This is a genomic window from Curvibacter soli, from assembly GCF_029211125.1.
GTDB classification, from domain to species: domain Bacteria; phylum Pseudomonadota; class Gammaproteobacteria; order Burkholderiales; family Burkholderiaceae_C; genus Curvibacter_A; species Curvibacter_A soli.
On the sequence record NZ_JARGEN010000055.1, the window covers coordinates 1 to 19,817 of the forward strand.

Sequence of the window (19,817 nt, forward strand, 5' to 3'; positions counted from 1 at the left end):
GTCGGCTTCCACCCCTGGCTCAATATTCAGTCGGCCCGGTGGCTCAGATTTGGATCGGCGCGGACAGCTTGATCGTGGGCAGCCTCAGTTCGCTGAGCATCAGGGGCACGCGTGCCGCATCGGCAGCCGTCAGTGTGGTGGCCATCATGGTCATGCGGCCTCCAGCAGTTCGTCGTAGTCGGCCGCGCTCGGCAGCACCACCCGCACCTCGGGCATCGAGGTCTGGCGTGGCGCAAACCGCGTGCGCAGTTCATCGATGTCTGGCAGCGCGCCGCGCTCGTGCAGGGCGCCGAGTTCTTGAGCCAGCTCCGTCACGACGCCGAGCGGTGCAGCAATGCCGCCAGCAGCAGGAACCCACCGAAGCGACGCAGAGGCGGCTCCATGCCGCGCCTGAGCGCCGTAGGAAGCTCCGGCATTCATGCCGGGGAGGATGTCAAAAATCGCACAGGTCAGGCAGCCCGCACAGGTCAGTCAGGCAGCCCGAGCGCCGAAATTGATCCGCAATGGGTCATGCAGTGGGGGAGTGTGAAATATGCGGGTTGGTGGCCGCCCCCTGTGGCGCACGGAAAACCTTGGGCAGGTCGTCGCCCATCCATATCTTGATGCCAGCAAGGGGAAAGCCTTTCGCTCCACAATCCCTGCATGGCATCCCTCCAAGACACTGCTTTCTCCTTCCTCGACCTCGTCGCTGTGCGCGAGGGCGGCACGGTGGCCGATGCACTGGCGAACGCGCTTGCCACCGCGCGGCACGTCGAAACGCTCGGCTTCACGCGTTACTGGCTCGCCGAGCACCACAACATGCCGGGCATCGCCAGTTCCGCGACCTCGGTGCTGATTGGCTACATCGCCGGCGGCACCGCGCGCATCCGCGTGGGCTCGGGCGGGGTGATGCTGCCCAACCATGCGCCGCTGGTGGTGGCCGAGGCATTCGGCACGCTGGCGGCGCTGTATCCAGGGCGCATCGATCTGGGCCTGGGACGCGCGCCCGGCACCGACCCGGCCACGATGCGCGCGCTGCGGCGCGACCGGATGGAGTCGGTGGACGATTTCCCTGCCGATGTGGCCGAACTGCAGCGCCTGCTGGGCCCCGCGCAGCCGGGTCAGCGCCTAGTGGCCACGCCGGGCACGGGCAGCAACGTGCCGATCTGGCTGCTCGGGTCGAGCCTGTTTTCCGCCCAGCTCGCGGCGGAACGCGGCCTGCCCTATGCCTTCGCCTCCCACTTCGCGCCGCGCCTGCTGGACGCCGCGGTGGACTTGTACCGCGCGCGCTTCCGGCCTTCGCCCACGCTGGCCAAACCCTACGTGGCCATCGGCGTGCCGCTGGTCGCCGCGCCCACGGATGACGAAGCGCAGTACCTGGCCAGCAGCGTGTACCAGCGCGTGCTGGGCATCCTGACGGGCCAGCGCGGCCTGCTGCCGCCGCCCGTGCAGGGGTTTGCCGAACACCTTTCGCCGCAGGAGCGTGCTGCGGTGGGCGACTTCCTGGCCGCCGCCGTGATCGGCGGGCCCGACACGGTGCGCACCGGGCTGCAGGCGCTGCACGAACGCACGGGCGCCGACGAGTTCATCCTGGTCTGCGACGTCTACGACCCGGCGTTGCGCCTGCGTGCGCTCGACATTGCCGCTGCGGCCCGCGCGCGCGGCTGACCTGGCGGCGGGAGGGCGGGGCCGGCCCGTTACCATCGCCCTATGCCCGCTTTTTCTTTTGAAGCTCTCGACGCGCAAGGCCATGCCCGCAAGGGCGTGCTGGAAGCCGACACCGCCCGCGCGGCGCGCGGCCTGCTGCGCGCGCAGGCACTGGTGCCGCTGGCCGTGGAGCCGCTCGCCGGCACTGGCGCCCAGGCCGCCGCCGGGGGCGGCTTCTTCGCGGCGCGCGTCTTCAACGCCACGGGCCTGGCGGTGTGGACGCGCCAGATCGCGGGCCTGGTGAGTTCGGGCCTGCCGCTGGAGCGGGCGCTCACCGCGCTGGCCGACGAGGCCGAGGACGAGCGCCAGCGCAACCTGGTCGCCAACCTGCGCGCCGAGGTCAACGCCGGGTCGCCCTTTGCGCGCGCGCTGGCGCAGCACCCGCGCGAGTTCTCGCCCATCTACACGGCGGTGATCGGCGCGGGCGAGTCCAGCGGCAACCTGGGCCTGGTGCTCGACCGCCTGGCCGACGACCTGGAGGAGCGCCAGGCGCTCCAGGCCAAGCTCATGGGTGCGGCGCTGTACCCGGCCATCGTGACCGTGGTGGCGATTGCCATCGTGCTGTTCCTGGTGACCTACGTGGTGCCGCAGGTGGCCAACGTGTTCGCGGGCACCAAGCACGCGCTGCCGCTCCTCACGCAAGCCATGCTGGCGGTGAGCAGCTTCGTGCGCGGCTATGGATGGGCGCTGCTGATCGCTATTGTATTAATAGCATTTTGCGCCCGTGCCGCCTACGCCAGTGCCGTTTTTCGCCCCAAAATCGATGCGGCATGGCTGAGGCTGCCGCTGGTGGGCCGGCTGGCGCGCGGCTACAACGCGGCGCGCTTCGCCAGCACGCTGGCCATGCTGGCGGCTGCGGGCGTGCCCATCCTGCGCGCGCTCCAGGCCGCCGCCGAAACGCTGTCGAACACGGCCATGCGCGCCGACGCGCTCGACGCGCTGGTGCTGGTGCGCGAGGGCGCGCCGCTGGCGTCGGCCCTGGCGCAGAAGAAGCGCTTCCCCGGCCTGGTGGCGATGTTCGCGCGCCTGGGCGAGCAGACCGGCCAGTTGCCCGTGATGCTGCAGCGCGCGGCCAGCCAGTTGGGCGGCGAGGTACAGCGCCGCGCCATGCAGCTCGCCACCATCCTGGAGCCGCTGCTGATCGTGGCGATGGGGCTGGTCGTGATGCTGATCGTCCTTGCCGTGATGCTGCCGATCATCGAGATGAACCAGTTCGTCAAGTAGCTGTAGCCACATGCCCATCACCCTAGACGACAAGCTCGTCGTCGCCATCTCTTCGCGTGCGCTGTTCGACTTCGAGGAGGAGAACCGCGTGTTCGAGCGCGGCAACGACCGCGCCTACGTGGAGCTGCAGCGCCAGCGGCTCGACATTCCCGCCGCGCCCGGCGTGGCGTTCTCACTGGTGCGCAAGCTGCTGGCCTTCAACGTGCCCGAGCAGCAGCGCGTGGAGGTGGTGCTGCTCTCGCGCAACGACCCGGTGAGCGGCATGCGCGTGTTCCGCTCGTGCGCGGCGCACGGCCTGCCCAGCGTGCAGCGCGGCGTGTTCACGCAGGGGCGCGACCCGTTCCGCTACCTGCGCCCGCTGGGCGCGCACCTGTTCCTGTCGGCCAACCAGAACGACGTGCGGCAGGCGCTCATGCTCGGCTTTCCCGCCGCGCGCGTGCTGACCGAGTCGGTGCAGGCCAGCTACAACCACCCCGACGAAGTGCGCATCGCCTTCGACGGCGACGCGGTGCTGTTCAGCGACGAGGCCGAGCGCATCTACCAGGCCGAGGGCCTGGCCGCGTTCCAGCAGCACGAATCGGCCAACGCCGCACAGCCGCTGCCCGGCGGGCCATTCAAGCCCCTGCTGGCCGCGCTGCACCGGCTGCAGCAGGACGCCAGCCAGGTGGGCATGCGCATCCGCACCGCGCTGGTCACGGCGCGCAGCGCGCCGGCGCACGAGCGCGCCATCCAGACGCTGATGAGCTGGAACATCGCGGTCGATGAGGCCATGTTCCTCGGCGGGCTGGACAAGGGCGGCTTCCTGCGCGAGTTCGAGCCCGACTTCTTCTTCGACGACCAGACCGGCCACGTCACCGCCGCCGCGCTGCACGTGCCGGCGGGACATGTGGACAGCGGCATCGCCAACCTCGAGGCGACACGCTGAAGGAAAAGTCCCGGCAAAAGCCTGTAACGCCGGGTGACATCACCCATGCCGGGCGCGCCTCCATGCGACCATGGCGGCCAGGAAAGGTCTTTCTCCCCATGCGCATCCATTCTTGTTTTTCCGCCGCCCTGCTGGCCGTGGCGCTCGCATCCTGCATGGCGGCGCAGTCGCAGGCCACCGCTGCGCAGCCCGAAGCCGCGCCGGCCAAGAGCCGGGGCGAGCTCAAGGCCGAGCGCCAGTTCCAGATGCTCGACGCCAACGGCGACGGCAAGCTCAGCCGCGCCGAGGTGGCGCTGTTGCCGCCGCTGGCGGCGGCCTTCGACGAGGCCGACACCGACCACGACGGCTTCGTCGGCATGGACGAGGTGCGCACCTTTGCCGTCCAGTACCGCGCGCGGCGCGAACAGGCCAAGCGCGAGGCGGCCGCACGCGAACCCGCCAGCGCGGCAGCCAAGCCCTAGTCCCCCGCATGACCGCACCGATGAAAATCCCCACCCGCCTGCGCAGCGCGGCCACGCAGACCGCCAAGGTCTGGGCCCTGGGTCGCCCCCTATTTCCGCTCCGAAGAAAAATGGAAAGCGGCCTGCTGGCCGCCATCGTGGCGCTGAACCTCGGCGCCGCGGCATGAAAGGCGCTATCGAATCAGTAGCTGCCACCGCCTGTATTTGACCGACTTCAGCTATGTTTGATGCTGAAGTCGCCGGAAATACAGCGGTGGAAGCTATCAATACAGGAGCGCTACAGGAGCGGCGCCCTGCGGGCGCGCCGGCTACAGCACGCCCGATGACTTCTTGCCGCTCTGCTGCCCGGTGTAGGTGAGCGGGTCGCTGCGCAGCGGCTGCTGGGCGTTGATGTCCCGGCTGGCGGATTGGCTGGTGTGCTGCGCGATGTCGATGGCATTGCCGCTGGCGCGCCAGACCGACTGCAGGAATTCGAGCAACTGCTTGGAGATCGGCTCCTTCGGCGGCTCCGCTGCCTGCTTGGCCGCCTCGGCCTTGCGCTGCTCGGCGGCGCGGCTGGTCCAGTCCTCGTTGGCCGGGTCGGTGTTGGAGGGCTGGTTCACCGCTTCGCCGGTGCGCGCGGCGGTCTTGTCGGTGGCCTGGGCGGGATCGGCGGCGGCCGTGGCGGCATCGGTGCCCGCCGCCGCGGCGCCTGCCGCGGATACGGCGGCGGTGGCTGGCGTGAAGGCCGTAGCAGCAGCGGGCGCGGCTGCCCCGGGCGTCTGCGCCGCCGCGGCGGGCGCCAGGCTGCCCGAGGGCAGGCCGCGGCGCGAATACAGCTCCGGCAGGTCGGGGGCGTTGGGCGCGCTGCCCGCCGCCTCGCCGGCAGACGTGCGCAGCACCACGCCTTCGCCGTTGCGGTCGGTGGATTCCACCGAATTGGCGGCATTCACGGGGCGCACGGGCACCGCGCCGGAAGCACCGGTCGAATACAGGTCGGCGCCTTGGGGGCGCCAGTTCGGCAGTCGGTCAACAGGCGGCAGTGGCATGACTTTCTCCCGATGGTTTCTCCAGCGCTGGCGGCAGCGTCATTGCAGAGGCATCAGCCGCTTTTTGCGGCTCTCGTACTTCTTAACGGCAGAACTGAGCCGGAATTTAGGCCTTTTTTCAGTCTCCACCTACTTTTTTTGCGGGTAGGCGGGCGTCGGCGCGCCGGCCCGGCGCTCCTTGCCGGCGAGTGTCTCGGGCAACTGTGCCAGTGCAGTGTTCAACGCGAAGCAGCCCATAAACCGCGCCTTTTGCCGCATGGCGGCGTTGCAAATCCTCGCGCTAGCGACGGCTATCGCTGCGGTTTGCGCCTGCCCCTCGGCACGAATCCATCGCTTTCGTCGTCGTGTTTCGCAATCTCCGCGCCGGTGTGCCGTGGGGCTCAGGGGGCGTTCGGCCGGTAGCGCTCCCACCCGCGCGCGCGCAGCAGGCAGGCCGGGCACTGCCCGCAGCCGTAGCCCCAGGGATGGCGCAGGCTGCGGTCGCCCAGGTAGCAGGTGTGGGTGTACTCGACCACCAGGTCCACCAGCGCGCCGCCGCCCAGCGACTCGGCCAGGCGCCAGGTGTCGGCCTTGTCGATCCACATGAGCGGGGTGTCGATCAGCACGCGCCGCTCCATGCCCAGCGACAGCGCGATCTGCATGGCCTTGATGGTGTCGTCACGGCAGTCGGGGTAGCCGGAGAAATCGGTTTCGCACACGCCGGTGACGATCACGTCGAGCCCGCGGCGGTAGGCCAGCGCGCCGGCGAAGGTCAGGAAGATCAGGTTGCGCCCCGGCACGAAGGTGTTGGGCAGGCCGCCTTCCTCCATGCGAAAGGCCATGTCGCGCGTGAGAGAGGTCTCGCTCACCTGGCCCAGCACGGCCAGGTCGAGCAGGTGGTCGTCGCCCAGCCGCGCGGCCCAGGCCGGGAACTGCAGCCGCAGTTGGGCCAGCACGTCGAGCCGGGACTGCAGTTCGACCACGTGGCGCTGGCCGTAGTCGAAGGCCAGCGTTTCCACGCGCTCGTAGCGGGACAGGGCCTGGGCCAGGCAGGTGGTGGAATCCTGCCCGCCCGAGAAGAGGACGAGGGCGGCTTTGTGCATGGGGTGTGTGAAGGCAAGTGGAATTCAGCAAAAAGTATGCCCCTGGCGGCGCCGGAGGGCCTGGGCGGCGGGGCGTGGAACCGGCAGTGCGTAATACTCCCCTATATGCAATCTTCTACCGCAGATAATACGGGCGAATTTAATGCATACTCCCTGGGAGTATCAAAGAAACCGCCCCAGCAGCTTGCGCGAAGGGCGGTCGAGCGCGCGGGCGTCGGCGATCAGGTAATGCACGCCCTGCGCGCCCGCGATCAGCAGCCGGCCCTGCGGCAGGCGCCGGATGTCCTCCTCGGCCTTCAGCACGAATTCCGTCGGGCCGCGGTCGGTTTCGACGCGCCAGGTGCTGGGCGTGGAAAAGCCCGACACGCCCGCGATGCGGGTGATCGTGGGCATGAACTCGCGCAGGGCCAGCTCCTGCTCCACCAGGGCGCGCGCGGGCGCGGGCAGGCGGGCCAGCCGCGCGACCCACAGCACTTCGTGCCCCGCGGGGCCGACGAACGACAGGCCCTCGTCCGGCGCGGCGAGCGGAAAGGCGCGCACCGGCACCACGCCGGCATGGCGGGTGCCGTCGGCCAGCGTCAGGTCGAGCCGGCCGAATGGCGTGCGTTCCAGCGCGATGTCCAGCGCCGGCGGCGCGGCGGTATCGGGTTGCCGCGCAGTCATGGCGTGCCCGCGGGATGCGCGGAGTGCGAAACGGGGAGCGGCGGCGGCGCCGGGCTGGCGGCGGCACTGTCGTCCGCCTCGGCGCGCCGGGCCTGGGCCTCGTAGAGCCGCCAGTAGGCGCCTTGGCGCGCCATCAGGTCGTCGTGCGGGCCCACCTCGACGATCTCGCCGCGGTCCATCACCACCAGCCGGTCGGCCTTGCGCAGCGTGGACAGGCGGTGGGCGATGGCGATGGTGGTGCGGCCTTGCACCAGGTTGTCGAGCGCCTTCTGGATTTCCTTCTCGGTCTCGGTGTCCACGGCGGAAGTGGCTTCGTCGAGGATCAGGATGCGCGGGTCGATCAGCAGCGCGCGGGCAATGCTGATGCGCTGGCGCTCGCCGCCCGACAGGCCCTGGCCGCGCTCGCCCACCAGCGAGTCGTAGCCGTGCGGCAGCCGCAGGATGAAGTCGTGCGCGTGTGCGGCGCGCGCGGCGGCCACGATCTCCTCGCGCGTGGCGTCGGGCCTGCCGTAGGCGATGTTCTCGGCGATGGTGCCGAAGAACAGGAACGGCTCCTGCAGCACCAGGCCGATGTGGCGGCGGTAGTCGGCCACGGCCAGGCGGCGAATGTCCACGCCGTCGACCAGGATGGCGCCGTCCGTCACGTCGTAGAAGCGGCACAGCAGGTTGACCAGCGTGCTCTTGCCCGAGCCGCTGTGGCCCACCAGGCCGATCATCTCGCCGGGGCGGATGTCGAGCGAGAGCCCCTTGATGACCGCGCGGCTGCCGTAGCGAAAGCCCACGCCCTGCATGCTGATGGCGCCCTGCACCTTGTCGAGCTTCACGGGCTGGGCGGGGTCGGGCACGTTGCTCACGTGGTCGAGGATGTCGAAGATGCGCTTGGCGCCGGCGGCGGCCTTCTGCGTGACCGAGACGATGCGGCTCATCGAGTCGAGCCGCGCGTAGAAGCGCCCGATGTAGGCGATGAAGGCGGTCAGCACGCCCACCGTGATGCGGTTGTGCGCCACCAGCCAGATGCCGCAGGCCCACACCACCAGCAGGCCGGCTTCGGTCAGCAGCGTGACCGTGGGGGTGAACAGGCTCCAGGTGCGGTTGAGCCGGTCGTTGACCTCCAGGTTGCGGCGGTTGGCGTCGTGGAAGCGCCGCGCCTCGCGCGCCTCCTGGGCAAAGGCCTTCACCACGCGGATGCCGGGGATGGTGTCGGCCAGCACGTTGGTCACCTCGCTCCACACGCGGTCGATCTTCTCGAAACCGGTGCGCAGCCGGTCGCGCACGGTGTGGATCATCCAGGCGATGAAAGGCAGCGGCACCAGCGTGACCAGCGCGAGCCAGGCGTTGATGGAAAAAAGAATCGCCGCGGTCATGGCGATCATCAGCACGTCGGTGGCGAAGTCGAGCGCGTGCAGCGACAAAAAGACGTTGATGCGGTCGGTCTCCGAACCGATGCGCGCCATCAGGTCGCCCGTGCGCTTGCCGCCGAAGTAGTCGAGCGACAGGCGCAGCAGGTGTTCATAGGTGGTGGTACGCAGGTCCGCGCCGATGCGCTCGGACACCAGCGCCAGGATGTAGGTGCGCGCCCAGTTCAGCCCCCACGCGGCCAGCGCCGCGCCCAGCAGGCCGCCGAGGTAGAGGTAGACCCGCTGCTGCGCAATCGCCTGCCCGTTCTGGTACGGAATCAGGATCTCGTCCATCAGCGGGATGGTCAGGTAGGGCGGCACCAGTGCCGCCGCGGTGGAGGCCAGCGTGAGCGCGAAGCCCGCCGCCAGTTGCCGCCGGTAGGGCCGCGCGAAGCGCCACAGGCGCAGCAGCACCCAGGTGGATGGCAGCGGTTGCTGCGCCGCAGCAAAGTCATCGCCCTCGTCTTGCTGCGGCGCAGCATCCGCGCGGCCGTGCGCGCGGCGCTGCTCGAATGCCTGCAACAGCCGCAGCGCCTGCGCATGCAGCGCGAGGGTGAAGCGCCAGCACGCGAGCCGCTGCCGCGCGTCCACGAGTTCCAGCGTGCCAATGCCCGCGTGGTCGCCCAGCCGCAGCGCCAGGCCGGGGTGCAGCGCCCAGGCGCTCCAGGCGCCGCCCGGCACCTCGCGCGCCAGCAGCCGCTGGTCGGTCAGCGCCACCTGCCCCTGGGCGAACCGCAGGCCGGCGTCCAGGTCAACCGGCAGCAGGGCGAGAACGTTCTCGTTGGCACCGAGTTGCTCTCGCAGATCGGCCCCGCCGGGGCCCGACAGGGCACCCGAGGCGTCGACAGGATAGTGATGTTGCATTTTGATTCGGTCACCCGCGGCTACTCTCGCGGTTCAGCCGCCCGCTTGGGATCGTGGATTTTCACCGAAACGCGTTTGCGCGGCGCCAGCGAGCCCTGCTGCGGCACGCCCCACGCGGCCCACGCCTATGTCCAGGGCGCATTCCCGGGCGCATCGCAGAGCGCACAATCGCGCCCCATGGCAACCGTGGCCCGAGGGATGGACTGCATGAAAACAATGGATTCCGTGGAAGATATCCGGCTGCTGCGCACCAACTACCTGCGCGGCCCCAACATCTGGACCTACCGGCCCGTGTTGGAAGTATGGCTGGACCTCGGCACGCTCGAAGACTACCCCTCGCACACCATTCCCGGCCTGAACCAGCGCCTCACCACCTGGCTGCCGGCCCTGATCGAACACCATTGCGGCGTGGGCGAGCGCGGCGGCTTCCTGCAGCGGCTGGAGGAAGGCACCTGGTGCGGCCACGTGCTGGAGCACGTGGTGATCGAGTTGCTCAACCTGGCCGGCATGCCCACGGGCTTCGGGCAGACCCGCAGCACCTCGCGGCGCGGCGTGTACCGCATGGTGTTTCGCGCCCGCGACGAGCAGGTGGCGCGCGTGGCGCTCGCCGAAGGGCATGCGCTGATCATGGCCGCCATCCGTGGCGGCGACTTCGACGTCAAGGCCGCCGTGGCCCGCCTGCGCGCCAGCGTGGACGACTGCTACCTGGGCCCGAGCACGGCCTGCATCGTCTCGGCGGCGGCGGACCGGCGCATCCCGCACATCCGCCTCAACGACGGCAACCTGGTGCAGCTCGGCTACGGCGCGGCGCAGCGCCGCATCTGGACCGCGGAGACCGAATTCACCAGCGCCATCGCCGAAAGCATCTCGCGCGACAAGGACCTGACCAAGAGCCTGCTGCGCGCCTGCGGCGTGCCGGTGCCCGAGGGCCGTGTGGTCGAAAGCCCCGCGGACGCCTGGGAGGCCGCGCAGGACATTGGCCTGCCCGTGGTCGTGAAGCCCAGCGACGCCAACCATGGGCGCGGCGTGGCGCTCGACCTCATCACCCGCGAAGAGGTCGAGGCCGCCTTCCGCAACGCCGAGCCCGAGGGCAGCGAGGTGATCGTGGAGCGCTTCATCCGCGGCCACGAGCACCGCCTGCTCGTCGTGGGCGGGCGCGTGGTGGCGGCGGCGCGCGGCGAGGTCGTCTGCATCACCGGCGACGGCGCCAGCACCGTCGCCATGCTGATCGACGCGCAGATCAACACCGACCCGCGCCGCGGGGTGGAAGAGGAGTTTCCGCTCGAACCCATCGCCGTCGCCAGCGACCGCGGCGTGCAGCTCGAACTGCAGCGCCAGGGCCTGGCGGCCGATTCCGTGCCCGCCAAGGGGCGCGAGGTCATCATCCAGCGCAACGGCAACGTCGCCATCGACTGTACCGACCAGGTGCATGCCGACGTGGCCTGCATGGCCGTGCTGGCGGCGCGCGTGGTGGGGCTGGACATCGCTGGCATCGATCTGGTGGCGCAGGATATATCGCGCCCGCTGCACGCGCAGGGCGGCGCCATCGTCGAGGTGAACGCCGGCCCGGGCCTGCTGATGCACCTGAAGCCCGCCGTGGGCGCGCCGCGCCCCGTGGGCCAGGTCATCGTGGAGCACCTGTTCCCCGAGGCCGACAGCCACGGCAAGGCGGGCCGCATCCCCGTGGTGGGCGTGGCCGGCACGCAGGACACGCAGACCATCGCGCGCATGGTCGCCTGGCTGCTGCACCTGGCCGGCTACCACACGGGCCTGGCCTGCCGCGACGGCCTGTTCCTGGACCGCCGCCGCGTCGATGCCAGGGACAGCGCCCACTGGGAGCCCGCCCACCGCCTGCTGATGAACCAGATGGTCGAGGCCGCCGTGGTGGAGAACGGTCCCGAGACCATCCTGCGCGACGGCCTGGCCTACGACCGCTGCCAGGTCGGCGTGGTGACCGACATGGACGGCGCGCAGGCGCTGGCAGCCTACGACGTGCGCGAGCCCGACCAGATGGCCCGGGTGCTGCGCACCCAGGTCGACGTGGTGCTGCCCGAGGGCGTGGCCGTGCTGCATGCCGGCGACCCGCGCGTGGCCGAGCTGGCGCGCCTGTGCGACGGCGGCGTGGTCTTCTACGGCCTGGACGCGGCGCTGCCCGCCATCGCCGCGCACCGCGCCACGCAGGGCCGCGCCGTGTACCTGAAGGGCGACCGCCTGGTGCTGGCCATCGGCGCGGCGGAAAAAACCATCGGCGGCCTGGCCGACCTGCTGCACGAGCGCTACCGCCCGGGCGATGCGGCCCAGGCCCGCAGCCTGCTGGCCGCCGTGGCCGCGGCCTGGGCGCTGGACGTGGCGCCCGACCTGATCGCCGCGGGAGTCAAGACGTTCGACTCCGATGCCATGCCCGCGCGCACGGCCCGCGCCGAAGCCGCCACGCACTGACCGTACCGAACCTTCCGCCGGAATCCGCCATGGAAATCTCCCGCATCCGCGCGCTGCGCGGGCCCAACCTGTGGAGCCGCCACACGACCATCGAAGCCGTGGTGGCCTGTACGCCTGCCGAATGCGCCATCGACCATCTGCCGGGGTTCGAGGCGCGGCTGCGCGCGCTGTTCCCCACCGTGGGCGCGCTGCGCCACGCGGGCCATGAAGGGCCGGTCGCGCTGGCCCACGTGCTCGAAGCCGCGGCGCTGTCGCTGCAGGCCCAGGCCGGCTGCCCCGTGACCTTCAGCCGCACGACGGCCACGCCCGAGGCCGGCGTGTTCCAGGTCGTCGTCGAATACACCGAGGAGGCCGTGGGCCGCCTGGCCCTGGCCCATGCGCGCGCGCTGATCGAGGCCGCGGCGAGCGGCGGCGTGTTCAACGCCGCCACGGCCCTGGCCGAACTGCGCGCCGCCGACGAGGACGAGCGCCTGGGCCCGAGCACTGGCGCCATCGTCGAAGCCGCCGTGGCGCGCGGCATACCGTACCGCCGGCTCACGCGCGGCAGCCTGGTGCAGTTCGGCTGGGGCTCGCGCCAGCGCCGCATCCAGGCCGCGGAGGTCGATTCCACCAGCGCCGTGGCCGAATCCATCGCGCAGGACAAGGACCTGACCAAGAAGCTGCTGCACGCCGCCGGCGTGCCGGTGCCGCTGGGCCGGCCCGTGCAGTCGCCCGACGACGCGTGGGCCGCGGCGCAGGACGTGGGCCTGCCCGTGGTGGTCAAGCCGCAGGACGGCAACCAGGGCAAGGGCGTGACCGTCAACATCACCGACCGCGCGCAGATCGACGCCGCCTACCGCACCGCCGCGCACTACGGCGAGGTGATGGTCGAGAAATACCTGCCGGGCCACGACTACCGCATGCTGGTGGTGGGCGAGCGGCTCGTCGCCGCTGCGCGGCGCGAGCCGCCGCTGGTGCTGGGCGACGGCGCGCACACGGTGCGCGAACTGGTGGCCGAGGTCAACCGCGACCCGCGCCGCGGCGAGGGGCACTCCACCTCGCTCACGAAGATACGGCTCGACGACATCGCCATCGCGCAGCTCCAGGCCCAGGGCCTGGCGCCCGATGCCGTGCCCGAGAAGGGCCGCCGCGTGGTGCTGCGCAACAACGCCAACCTGTCCACCGGCGGCACCGCCACCGACGTGACCGACGACGTGCATCCAGAGGTGGCGGCGCGCGCCGTCGCCGCCGCGCAGATGGTGGGCCTGCACATCTGCGGCGTGGACATCGTGTGCGAGAACGTGTTGCAGCCGCTGGAGGAGCAGGGCGGCGGCATCGTCGAGGTGAACGCCGCGCCGGGCCTGCGCATGCACATCGCACCCTCGTTCGGGCGGGGCCGCGCGGTGGGCGAGGCCATCATCGACAACCTGTTCGGCCATGGCAGCGACGGTCGCGTTCCCGTGGTGGCGGTGACCGGCACCAACGGCAAGACCACCGTCACGCGGCTCATCGCCCACATCCTGGGCGCCAGCGGCCTGGGCGTGGGCATGACCAACACCGACGGCGTGTACGTGGGCGGGCGCCAGATCGACAGCGGCGACTGCAGCGGACCCCGCAGCGCGCGCAACGTGCTCATGCACCCCGAGGTGGACGCGGCGGTGTTCGAGACCGCGCGCGGCGGCATCCTGCGCGAGGGGCTGGGCTTCGACCGCTGCCAGGTGGCCGTGGTGACCAACGTGGGCGCGGGCGACCACCTGGGGCTCAACTACATCACCACGGTGGAAGACCTGGCGGTGCTCAAGCGCGTGATCGTGCAGAACGTGGCGCCCGCGGGCTGGGCCGTGCTCAACGCGGCGGACCCCATCGTCGCGGCCATGGCCGCCAACTGTCCCGGCAAGGTCGTCTTCTTCGCCGCCGACCGCCAGCACCCCGTGATGGCCACGCACCGCGCCCTCGGAGAGCGCACTGTGTGCGTGGACGGCGATGCCATCGTCGCCGCCCAGGGCTCGTGGCGCGAGCGCATTGCGCTGCGCGACGTGCCGCTCACGCGCGGCGGCGCCATCGGCTTCCAGGTCGAGAACGCCATGGCCGCGGTGGCCGCTGCCTGGAGCATCGGGCTGGACTGGAACACCATCCGCCGCGGGCTGTCGAGCTTCTCGGGCGACGCCGACAACGCCCCCGGGCGCTTCAACGTCATGGACTACAAGGGCGCCACGCTGATCGCCGACTACGGCCACAACCCCGACGCCATGCGTGCGCTGGTGGCCGCCGTGGACGCCATGCCGGCCCGGCGCCGGACGGTGGTCATCAGCGGCGCGGGTGACCGGCGCGACCAGGACATCCGCGAGCAGACGCAGATCCTGGGCCGCGCGTTCGATGAGGTAATCCTGTACCAGGACGCCTGCCAGCGCGGACGCGCCGACGGCGAGGTGCTGCGCCTGCTGCGCGACGGCCTGGCCGGCACCCGCCGCGCCACGCACGTGGAGGAGGTGCAGGGCGAGTTCAACGCCATCGACACGGCGCTCGCCCGCCTGCGGCCCGGCGACCTGTGCCTGGTGCTGATCGACCAGATCGACGAGGCGCTGGCCCACCTGGCCCGGCGCATCGCCGAGACCGAGGCGGCCCAGCCCGCGTGAGGAACGATACCTTGATGCAAAATCGCCCGCCAGCGCTTGTTCCACCTGCGGTGGCAGCTATTGTTTCAGGAGCGTTGGTGCTCGCTGGGTGCATGGCCCGCGCCGAAACCGTGGGCGACGTGGACACGGCCTTCAAGCTCATCGGCCCGGACCACAAGATCGTCGTCGAGGCCTATGACGACCCCGGCGTGCAGGGCGTGACCTGCTACGTCTCGCGCGCCCGCACGGGCGGCCTCAAGGGCGCGTTCGGGCTGGCCGAGGACAAGGCAGAAGCCTCCATCGCCTGCCGCCAGACCGGCCCCATCGCCATCCCGAAGCCGCTGCGCAAGCAGGAAGAGGTGTTCAGCGAGCGCATGTCGATCCTGTTCAAGCGCCTGCGCATCGTGCGCATGGTGGACGCGCCGCGCAACACCCTGGTGTACCTGACCTATTCCGACAAGCTCATCGATGGCTCGCCGCAGAACGCGGTGACGGCGGTGCCGGTGGCGCGGGGCACGCCGATTCCGCTGCGCTGAGGCTGGGGCGCTTGCGCGCGGGAGCCATCCGCGCCTTCTCTGCCGCATGGCGCAGCCGGCTTCGGTCGATCAAGAGTCAGCGCAGGAACATGCGCTGCATGAACTGCTCCACCGGGTACTGGATCACCGCCTGCACCCTGGGGGGCAGTTCCAGCGGGCGCATCAGCATTCTGAGCGTGGCGTCGGGCCGGAGGTTGCGGCGTATGGTGGAGTTCATGCGCTCGCGCAGGCGCCGCACATAGTCACGGTCGGCCGCGCGTTCCGGACAGCGGGCCCGGACCACGTGCCGTACCGCGCAATCGGCATCCTCGCTTTTGAGCTCCAGCGTGCGCCGCCCGAGGGTGGCCAGCACCCGCGCGCGTCCCGGGCGCTCCTGCGTGCGGTAGCGCTGGAAGAAGCCGTAGAAATGCCGGTAGTGGTTGGCCTCGTCGGCCGCGATGCGGCGGGCCAGGTCGCGCATCACGGGCTCCGCCGTGCTGCGCGCCAGCGCTCCGTAGTAGGTGGCGGTGCCGGTTTCCACCACACAGCGCGCCGCCATTTCCAGGGCGCGCGTCGGGGCCAGCAAATCGACCCTGCAGTAGGTCGCGTATTCGGCGAGGAAGCTCCGGTAGGCGCTTTCCCAGTCGAACTCTGGCCAGACGTGGGCCACGTAGGCGCGCAGCGCCCGCCCGTGCTGCAGTTCCTCGGGCTCCCAGTGCCCGGACAGCCATGCCGAGACTTCCTCGTCGCCCTGGAAGTAATTCACCAGGTTGCGGGTGTACAAGTCGGAGCCGCTTTCGACGAACGACGCGCAGCTCGCCAGGTAGAAGAGGTTCTCGTCCGCGCGCACCTCGCTGAGCGCGATGCGCGAGAAATCCAGGTCTTCCACCTTCCACCGTACTGCCCCATCGCTTGACATATGCGCTCCTCAAGGTCATGTCCCATGCGAAGCATCCGCCAAAATGGCCCGCTGCGCATCCAGGCAGTGTGCTGGAAAATACCCGGGTCCACGGCCTGCATGGTCATCGTGGACAGATTTTTACAACACGCGCAGGGCGGCGTGGAGCCGGTCTCGTGCAAGGATCAAAAGGCGTCGCTCAATGCCGGAAATGGCGCACGCCCGAGAACACCATGGCCACGCCGCGCTCGTTGGCCGCGTCGATCACCTCCTGGTCGCGCATGCTGCCGCCGGGCTCGATGATGCTGGTGGCACCCGCGTCGACCACCACGTCGAGCCCGTCGCGGAACGGGAAGAAGGCATCGCTCGCCACCGCCGTGCCGGCCAGCGACAGCTTGGCGTGCTGGGACTTGATGCTGGCAATGCGGGCCGAATCGAGCCGGCTCATCTGCCCCGCGCCCACGCCCATGGTCATGCCGTCCTTGCAGAACACGATGGCGTTGCTCTTGACGAACTTGGCAACCTTCCAGGCGAACAGCAGATCCTCGATCTGCTGTTCGGTCGGGGCGAGCTTGGTGACCACCTTCAGATCCTCGCGCCGCAGCACGTGGTTGTCGGCGGTCTGGATCAGCAGGCCCGAGCCGATGCGCTTGACGTCATGCGCGTTCTGGCCGCGCTCCCAGGCGGTCTTGCCGTCGTGCCGCACGCTGGCGAGCGGGATTTCGAGGAGGCGCACGTTGGCCTTGGTCTTGAACACTTCCAGTGCCTCGGGCGTGAAGGCGGGCGCCATCAGCACCTCGACGAACTGCCTGGAAACCGCCTGCGCCGCGGCACCATCGAGCGGCTGGTTGAAGGCGATGATGCCGCCGAAGGCCGAGGTCGGGTCGGTCTGGAACGCCTTGGCATAGGCTTCGGCCGGATCTTTGCCTACGGCCACGCCGCAGGGGTTGGCATGCTTGACGATGACGCATGCTGCGGACTTGGAAAGGTCGCCTTGGGCTCCCGTGGCAAAGCTCTTCACGCATTCCCACGCCGCGTCGGCGTCGGCGAGGTTGTTGTAGCTCAGCTCCTTGCCCTGCCGTTGCGTGGCCGTGACCAGCGAGCCGGGCGCGGGGTGCAGGTCTCGGTAGAGCGCGGCGCACTGGTGGGCGTTCTCGCCATAGCGCAGGTCCTGCAGTTTGACGAAGCTGCTGTTGGCCTGCGCGGGGAAGGCCGCGTGCGTGCCGTCTTCCTGGATGGCCGAGAGGTAGTTGCTGATGGCCGCGTCGTACTGCGCGATGCGGTTGAACGCGGTGACCGAGAAGGCGAAGCGGGTCTTCTCGCCGAGCTTGCCGGATGCCCCCAGCTCGGCCAGCGCCACAGGGTATTGCGCGGCGTCGGTCAGCACGCCCACGTCCTGCCAGTTCTTGGCCGCGCTGCGCACCATGGCCGGACCGCCGATGTCGATGTTCTCGATCGCATCCTCCAGCGTGCAACCGGGCCTGGCGACCGTAGCCTCGAACGGGTAGAGGTTGACCACCAGCAGGTCGATGGTGTCGATGCCGTGCGCTTGCAAGGCCGCCACATGTGCGGGCAGGGAGCGGCGCGCCAGCAGGCCGCCGTGGATCTTGGGGTGCAGCGTCTTCACGCGGCCGTCGAGCATCTCGGGGAAGCCGGTATGGTCGGCCACCTCGGTCACGGGCAGGCCTGCATCGGCCAGCAGCCGGGCGGTGCCGCCGGTGGACAGGATCCTGATGCCCAGCGCATGCAGCCCTTGCGCGAATTCAAGGATGCCGGTTTTGTCGGAGACGGAGATGAGTGCATTCATGGGGAATCCAGTGCGGTTCAGTTGACTAGCTTGTGCTCGACGAGCTTCTTGCGCAGCGTGTTGCGGTTGAGCCCCAGCCATTCGGCGGCGCGCGACTGGTTGTTGCCGGCCTGCGCCATCACCTCTTCGAGCAGCGGCTTTTCCATGACGCGGATCATCATGTCGTACATGCCGTGGGGCTGTTCGCCGCGCAGGTCGCTGAAGTAGCCCTGCAGGCTTTCGCGTATGCATTCCTCGATGTTTTTCTTGCTCATGGGATGACCTTCGTGTCGCGCACTGCGGCGCGGGCCTGGCTTGAGCGGCCCGGCGCGGCGCTCATGCAGCGAATCCTTCTGGTTCTTCCGCGCAGGCTGCCGTCGCCGCCGGCATGCGGTCCATGCTGCCGCCCAGGGCGTCGAAATAGCCAGCCACGGCCTGCAACTGCCGGGTGCAGTCCTCGATGGCGTTCATGCGGCTGCGGAAATCCTCGCCGCCGGGCAGCGTGCGCACGTACCAGCCGATGTGCTTGCGCGCGCTGCGCACGCCGCTGGCCGCGCCATACAGCGTGTGGTGCTGCTCCAGGTGGTCGAGCAGCAGGCGCTGCACTTCGGCCACGAGCGGCGGCGCCAGGTGCTCGCCGGTGGCGAGGTAGTGCGCGATCTCGCGGAAGATCCAGGGCCTGCCCTGGGCCGCGCGGCCCACCATCACCGCGTCGGCGCCGGTGGCGCGCAGCACGTCGCGCGCCTTTTCTGGCGCGTCGATGTCGCCGTTGGCCACCACGGGGATGCGCACCGCGGCCTTTACCTGGGCGATGGTGTCGTATTCGGCCTCGCCCTTGTAGCCCTGTTCGCGCGTGCGGCCATGCACGGTGAGCATTTGGATGCCCGCGGCCTCGAAGCGGCGGGCCAGCGCCACCGCGTTGCGGTGTGCCGCACACCAGCCCGTGCGCATCTTCAGGGTGACCGGCACGCCGCGCGGCGCGCATGCGGCAACCACGGCCTCGGCGATCTCGATGGCCAGCGCCTCGTTTTGCATCAGCGCGGAGCCGGCCCACTTGTTGCAGACCTTCTTGGCCGGGCAGCCCATGTTGATGTCGATGATCTGCGCGCCGCGCTCGGCGTTGTAGGCGGCGGCGTCGGCCATCATCCGCGCATCGGTGCCGGCAATCTGCACGGCGATGGGCGCGGCCTCGCCCGCGTGGTCGGCGCGGCGCGAGGTCTTGAGGCTGTTCCACAGATCGCGCCTGGATGTGACCATCTCGCTTACCGCATAGCCTGCGCCGAGCGACTTGCACAACTGCCGGAAGGGTCGGTCCGTGACGCCCGCCATGGGTGCGGCGAACACGTTGTTCGGCAGGGCGTAGGGGCCGATCTGCATGGCGTGGAGGGGAGGCCGCGGGGGATGCTGAAAAAAGAGGCGTGATTGTAGCTGCCCAAAATTTCAGCAATTGAAATGGGCCTGCCGCGTGGCGCGGATGGTGAGGTCATGCATGGCGGCGCCCGTTTTCTATACTGGCTGCCTCATGCCGGGTTGGATCGCTTCCGTTCTCGCGTTGCTGGCGCTGCCGCAGTACGGCCTCGGCGCGCTGTTCGTGGTCTCGTTCATCTCGGCCACGCTGCTGCCGCTGGGCTCCGAGCCTGCGCTGTTCGGGCTGCTCAAGCTCAGCCCCGGCATGTTCTGGCCTGCCGTCCTCGTTGCCACCGCGGGCAACACGCTGGGCGGCGTGACGAACTGGTGGATGGGCTGGGGCGCGTCCAGGGTGGCCGACCGCTACCGCCATTCCCGCGTGCACCTGCGCGCGCTCGACTGGCTGGAGCGGCTGGGCCCGCCGGCCTGCATGCTGAGCTGGCTGCCCCTGGTGGGCGACCCGCTTTGCGCGGTCGCGGGTTGGCTGCGCCTGCCGTTCTGGCCCTGCGTGGCCTACATGGTGGTCGGCAAGTTCCTGCGCTATGTGTGTGTCACCCTGCTGCTGCTGCACGTTTTTCCCGCGCAATGGGGGTTGTGGGGGTAGTGGGGGCAGCGCGGGTTTTTCCCCGCCGCCGCTGGACAAACTTGTGGACAAGCCGTGCCCGCCGCGTGCATGGACATGCCAAGTCGTTGATTCGCAAGGAGTGTGTCGGTGCTGCCTGTTTTTGCAGCAGCACCGGGAACGTGGTCAGCCTGCGCGCGGAGCGGCGGGCGGCGCAGGGTGAACGGGAGTGAGATAAATGAAGAGAGGGAGGCGCGATAAATCGGGATTTTCGGGGCTGTGACGG

Annotated in this window: 17 protein-coding genes and 1 pseudogene; 9 read left to right on the forward strand and 9 right to left on the reverse strand. The window is 69.9% G+C overall.

Annotation, left to right across the window (positions count from 1 at the left end):
• Nucleotides 1-150: 150 nt before the first annotated feature.
• Complete coding sequence (locus tag PY257_RS12080; RefSeq protein WP_275742128.1) at nt 151-420, reverse strand: hypothetical protein; 270 nt, start codon at nt 418-420, stop codon at nt 151-153.
• Between the two features lie 222 nt (nt 421-642).
• Here PY257_RS12080 and PY257_RS12085 point away from each other — a divergent pair, with 222 nt between their 5' ends.
• The 5 genes from PY257_RS12085 to PY257_RS12105 all read left to right on the forward strand — a co-directional run bounded on the left by PY257_RS12085 (nt 643) and on the right by PY257_RS12105 (nt 4,463).
• The gene (locus PY257_RS12085; protein WP_275742130.1) at nt 643-1,647 is read left to right on the forward strand and encodes an LLM class flavin-dependent oxidoreductase; all 1,005 of its coding nucleotides are present in this window, start codon (nt 643-645) and stop codon (nt 1,645-1,647) included.
• 42 nt (nt 1,648-1,689) lie between these two features.
• Complete coding sequence (gspF, locus tag PY257_RS12090) at nt 1,690-2,910, forward strand: type II secretion system inner membrane protein GspF (RefSeq protein WP_275742131.1); 1,221 nt, start codon at nt 1,690-1,692, stop codon at nt 2,908-2,910.
• Nucleotides 2,911-2,920: 10 nt separating this feature from the next.
• On the forward strand, nt 2,921-3,835 hold the full coding sequence (locus PY257_RS12095) for a 5'-nucleotidase (RefSeq protein ID WP_275742134.1): 915 nt from the start codon (nt 2,921-2,923) through the stop codon (nt 3,833-3,835).
• Between the two features lie 98 nt (nt 3,836-3,933).
• Nucleotides 3,934-4,296, forward strand: coding sequence for an EF-hand domain-containing protein (locus PY257_RS12100; RefSeq protein ID WP_275742135.1), 363 nt, complete (start codon nt 3,934-3,936; stop codon nt 4,294-4,296).
• Between the two features lie 20 nt (nt 4,297-4,316).
• Entirely contained in the window at nt 4,317-4,463 is a 147-nt protein-coding gene (locus PY257_RS12105; RefSeq protein WP_275742138.1) for a hypothetical protein, read from the forward strand.
• 660 nt (nt 4,464-5,123) lie between these two features.
• On the opposite strand, the pseudogene PY257_RS16395 reads toward PY257_RS12105, so the two are convergent.
• From PY257_RS16395 to PY257_RS12125, 4 genes and pseudogenes are all read right to left on the reverse strand, one after another.
• Nucleotides 5,124-5,324 (reverse strand): annotated as a pseudogene (locus PY257_RS16395) (hypothetical protein); the annotation flags it as partial.
• Between the two features lie 380 nt (nt 5,325-5,704).
• Nucleotides 5,705-6,406 carry a 7-cyano-7-deazaguanine synthase QueC gene (gene queC / locus PY257_RS12115; protein ID WP_275742140.1) on the reverse strand — a complete coding sequence of 234 codons (702 nt, stop codon included), beginning with the start codon at nt 6,404-6,406 and terminating at the stop codon, nt 5,705-5,707.
• Nucleotides 6,407-6,568: 162 nt separating this feature from the next.
• Entirely contained in the window at nt 6,569-7,069 is a 501-nt protein-coding gene (locus tag PY257_RS12120) for a cyanophycin metabolism-associated DUF1854 family protein (protein ID WP_275742142.1), read from the reverse strand.
• Complete coding sequence (locus tag PY257_RS12125) at nt 7,066-9,330, reverse strand: cyanophycin metabolism-associated ABC transporter (protein ID WP_275742144.1); 2,265 nt, start codon at nt 9,328-9,330, stop codon at nt 7,066-7,068. Before PY257_RS12125 ends, PY257_RS12120 begins: the two co-directional genes overlap by 4 nt.
• A gap of 216 nt (nt 9,331-9,546) precedes the next feature.
• Between PY257_RS12125 and PY257_RS12130 the strand changes: the two genes are divergently transcribed.
• From PY257_RS12130 to PY257_RS12140, 3 genes are all read left to right on the forward strand, one after another.
• The gene (locus tag PY257_RS12130; RefSeq protein WP_275742162.1) at nt 9,547-11,769 is read left to right on the forward strand and encodes a cyanophycin synthetase; all 2,223 of its coding nucleotides are present in this window, start codon (nt 9,547-9,549) and stop codon (nt 11,767-11,769) included.
• A 29-nt stretch (nt 11,770-11,798) separates the two neighbouring features.
• Nucleotides 11,799-14,384, forward strand: coding sequence for a cyanophycin synthetase (gene cphA / locus PY257_RS12135; protein WP_275742146.1), 2,586 nt, complete (start codon nt 11,799-11,801; stop codon nt 14,382-14,384).
• Between the two features lie 92 nt (nt 14,385-14,476).
• Complete coding sequence (locus tag PY257_RS12140) at nt 14,477-14,899, forward strand: CreA family protein (RefSeq protein ID WP_275742148.1); 423 nt, start codon at nt 14,477-14,479, stop codon at nt 14,897-14,899.
• A gap of 76 nt (nt 14,900-14,975) precedes the next feature.
• Here the strand turns inward: PY257_RS12140 and PY257_RS12145 are convergent, their stop codons facing one another.
• From PY257_RS12145 to dusB, 4 genes are all read right to left on the reverse strand, one after another.
• Nucleotides 14,976-15,797, reverse strand: coding sequence for a ferritin-like domain-containing protein (locus tag PY257_RS12145; protein WP_275742150.1), 822 nt, complete (start codon nt 15,795-15,797; stop codon nt 14,976-14,978).
• Between the two features lie 178 nt (nt 15,798-15,975).
• Nucleotides 15,976-17,583, reverse strand: coding sequence for a bifunctional phosphoribosylaminoimidazolecarboxamide formyltransferase/IMP cyclohydrolase (gene purH / locus PY257_RS12150; protein ID WP_275742152.1), 1,608 nt, complete (start codon nt 17,581-17,583; stop codon nt 15,976-15,978).
• A 17-nt stretch (nt 17,584-17,600) separates the two neighbouring features.
• Nucleotides 17,601-17,837 (reverse strand): Fis family transcriptional regulator, encoded by a 237-nt coding sequence (locus tag PY257_RS12155; protein WP_275742154.1) that lies wholly within the window; start codon nt 17,835-17,837, stop codon nt 17,601-17,603.
• A 61-nt stretch (nt 17,838-17,898) separates the two neighbouring features.
• Nucleotides 17,899-18,939, reverse strand: coding sequence for a tRNA dihydrouridine synthase DusB (gene dusB / locus PY257_RS12160; RefSeq protein ID WP_275742157.1), 1,041 nt, complete (start codon nt 18,937-18,939; stop codon nt 17,899-17,901).
• Between the two features lie 145 nt (nt 18,940-19,084).
• On the opposite strand from dusB, the gene PY257_RS12165 reads away from it, so the two are divergent.
• Nucleotides 19,085-19,573: a YqaA family protein gene (locus PY257_RS12165; protein ID WP_275742159.1), complete on the forward strand. Its 489-nt coding sequence runs from the start codon at nt 19,085-19,087 to the stop codon at nt 19,571-19,573.
• The last annotated feature ends 244 nt before the right edge of the window (nt 19,574-19,817 follow it).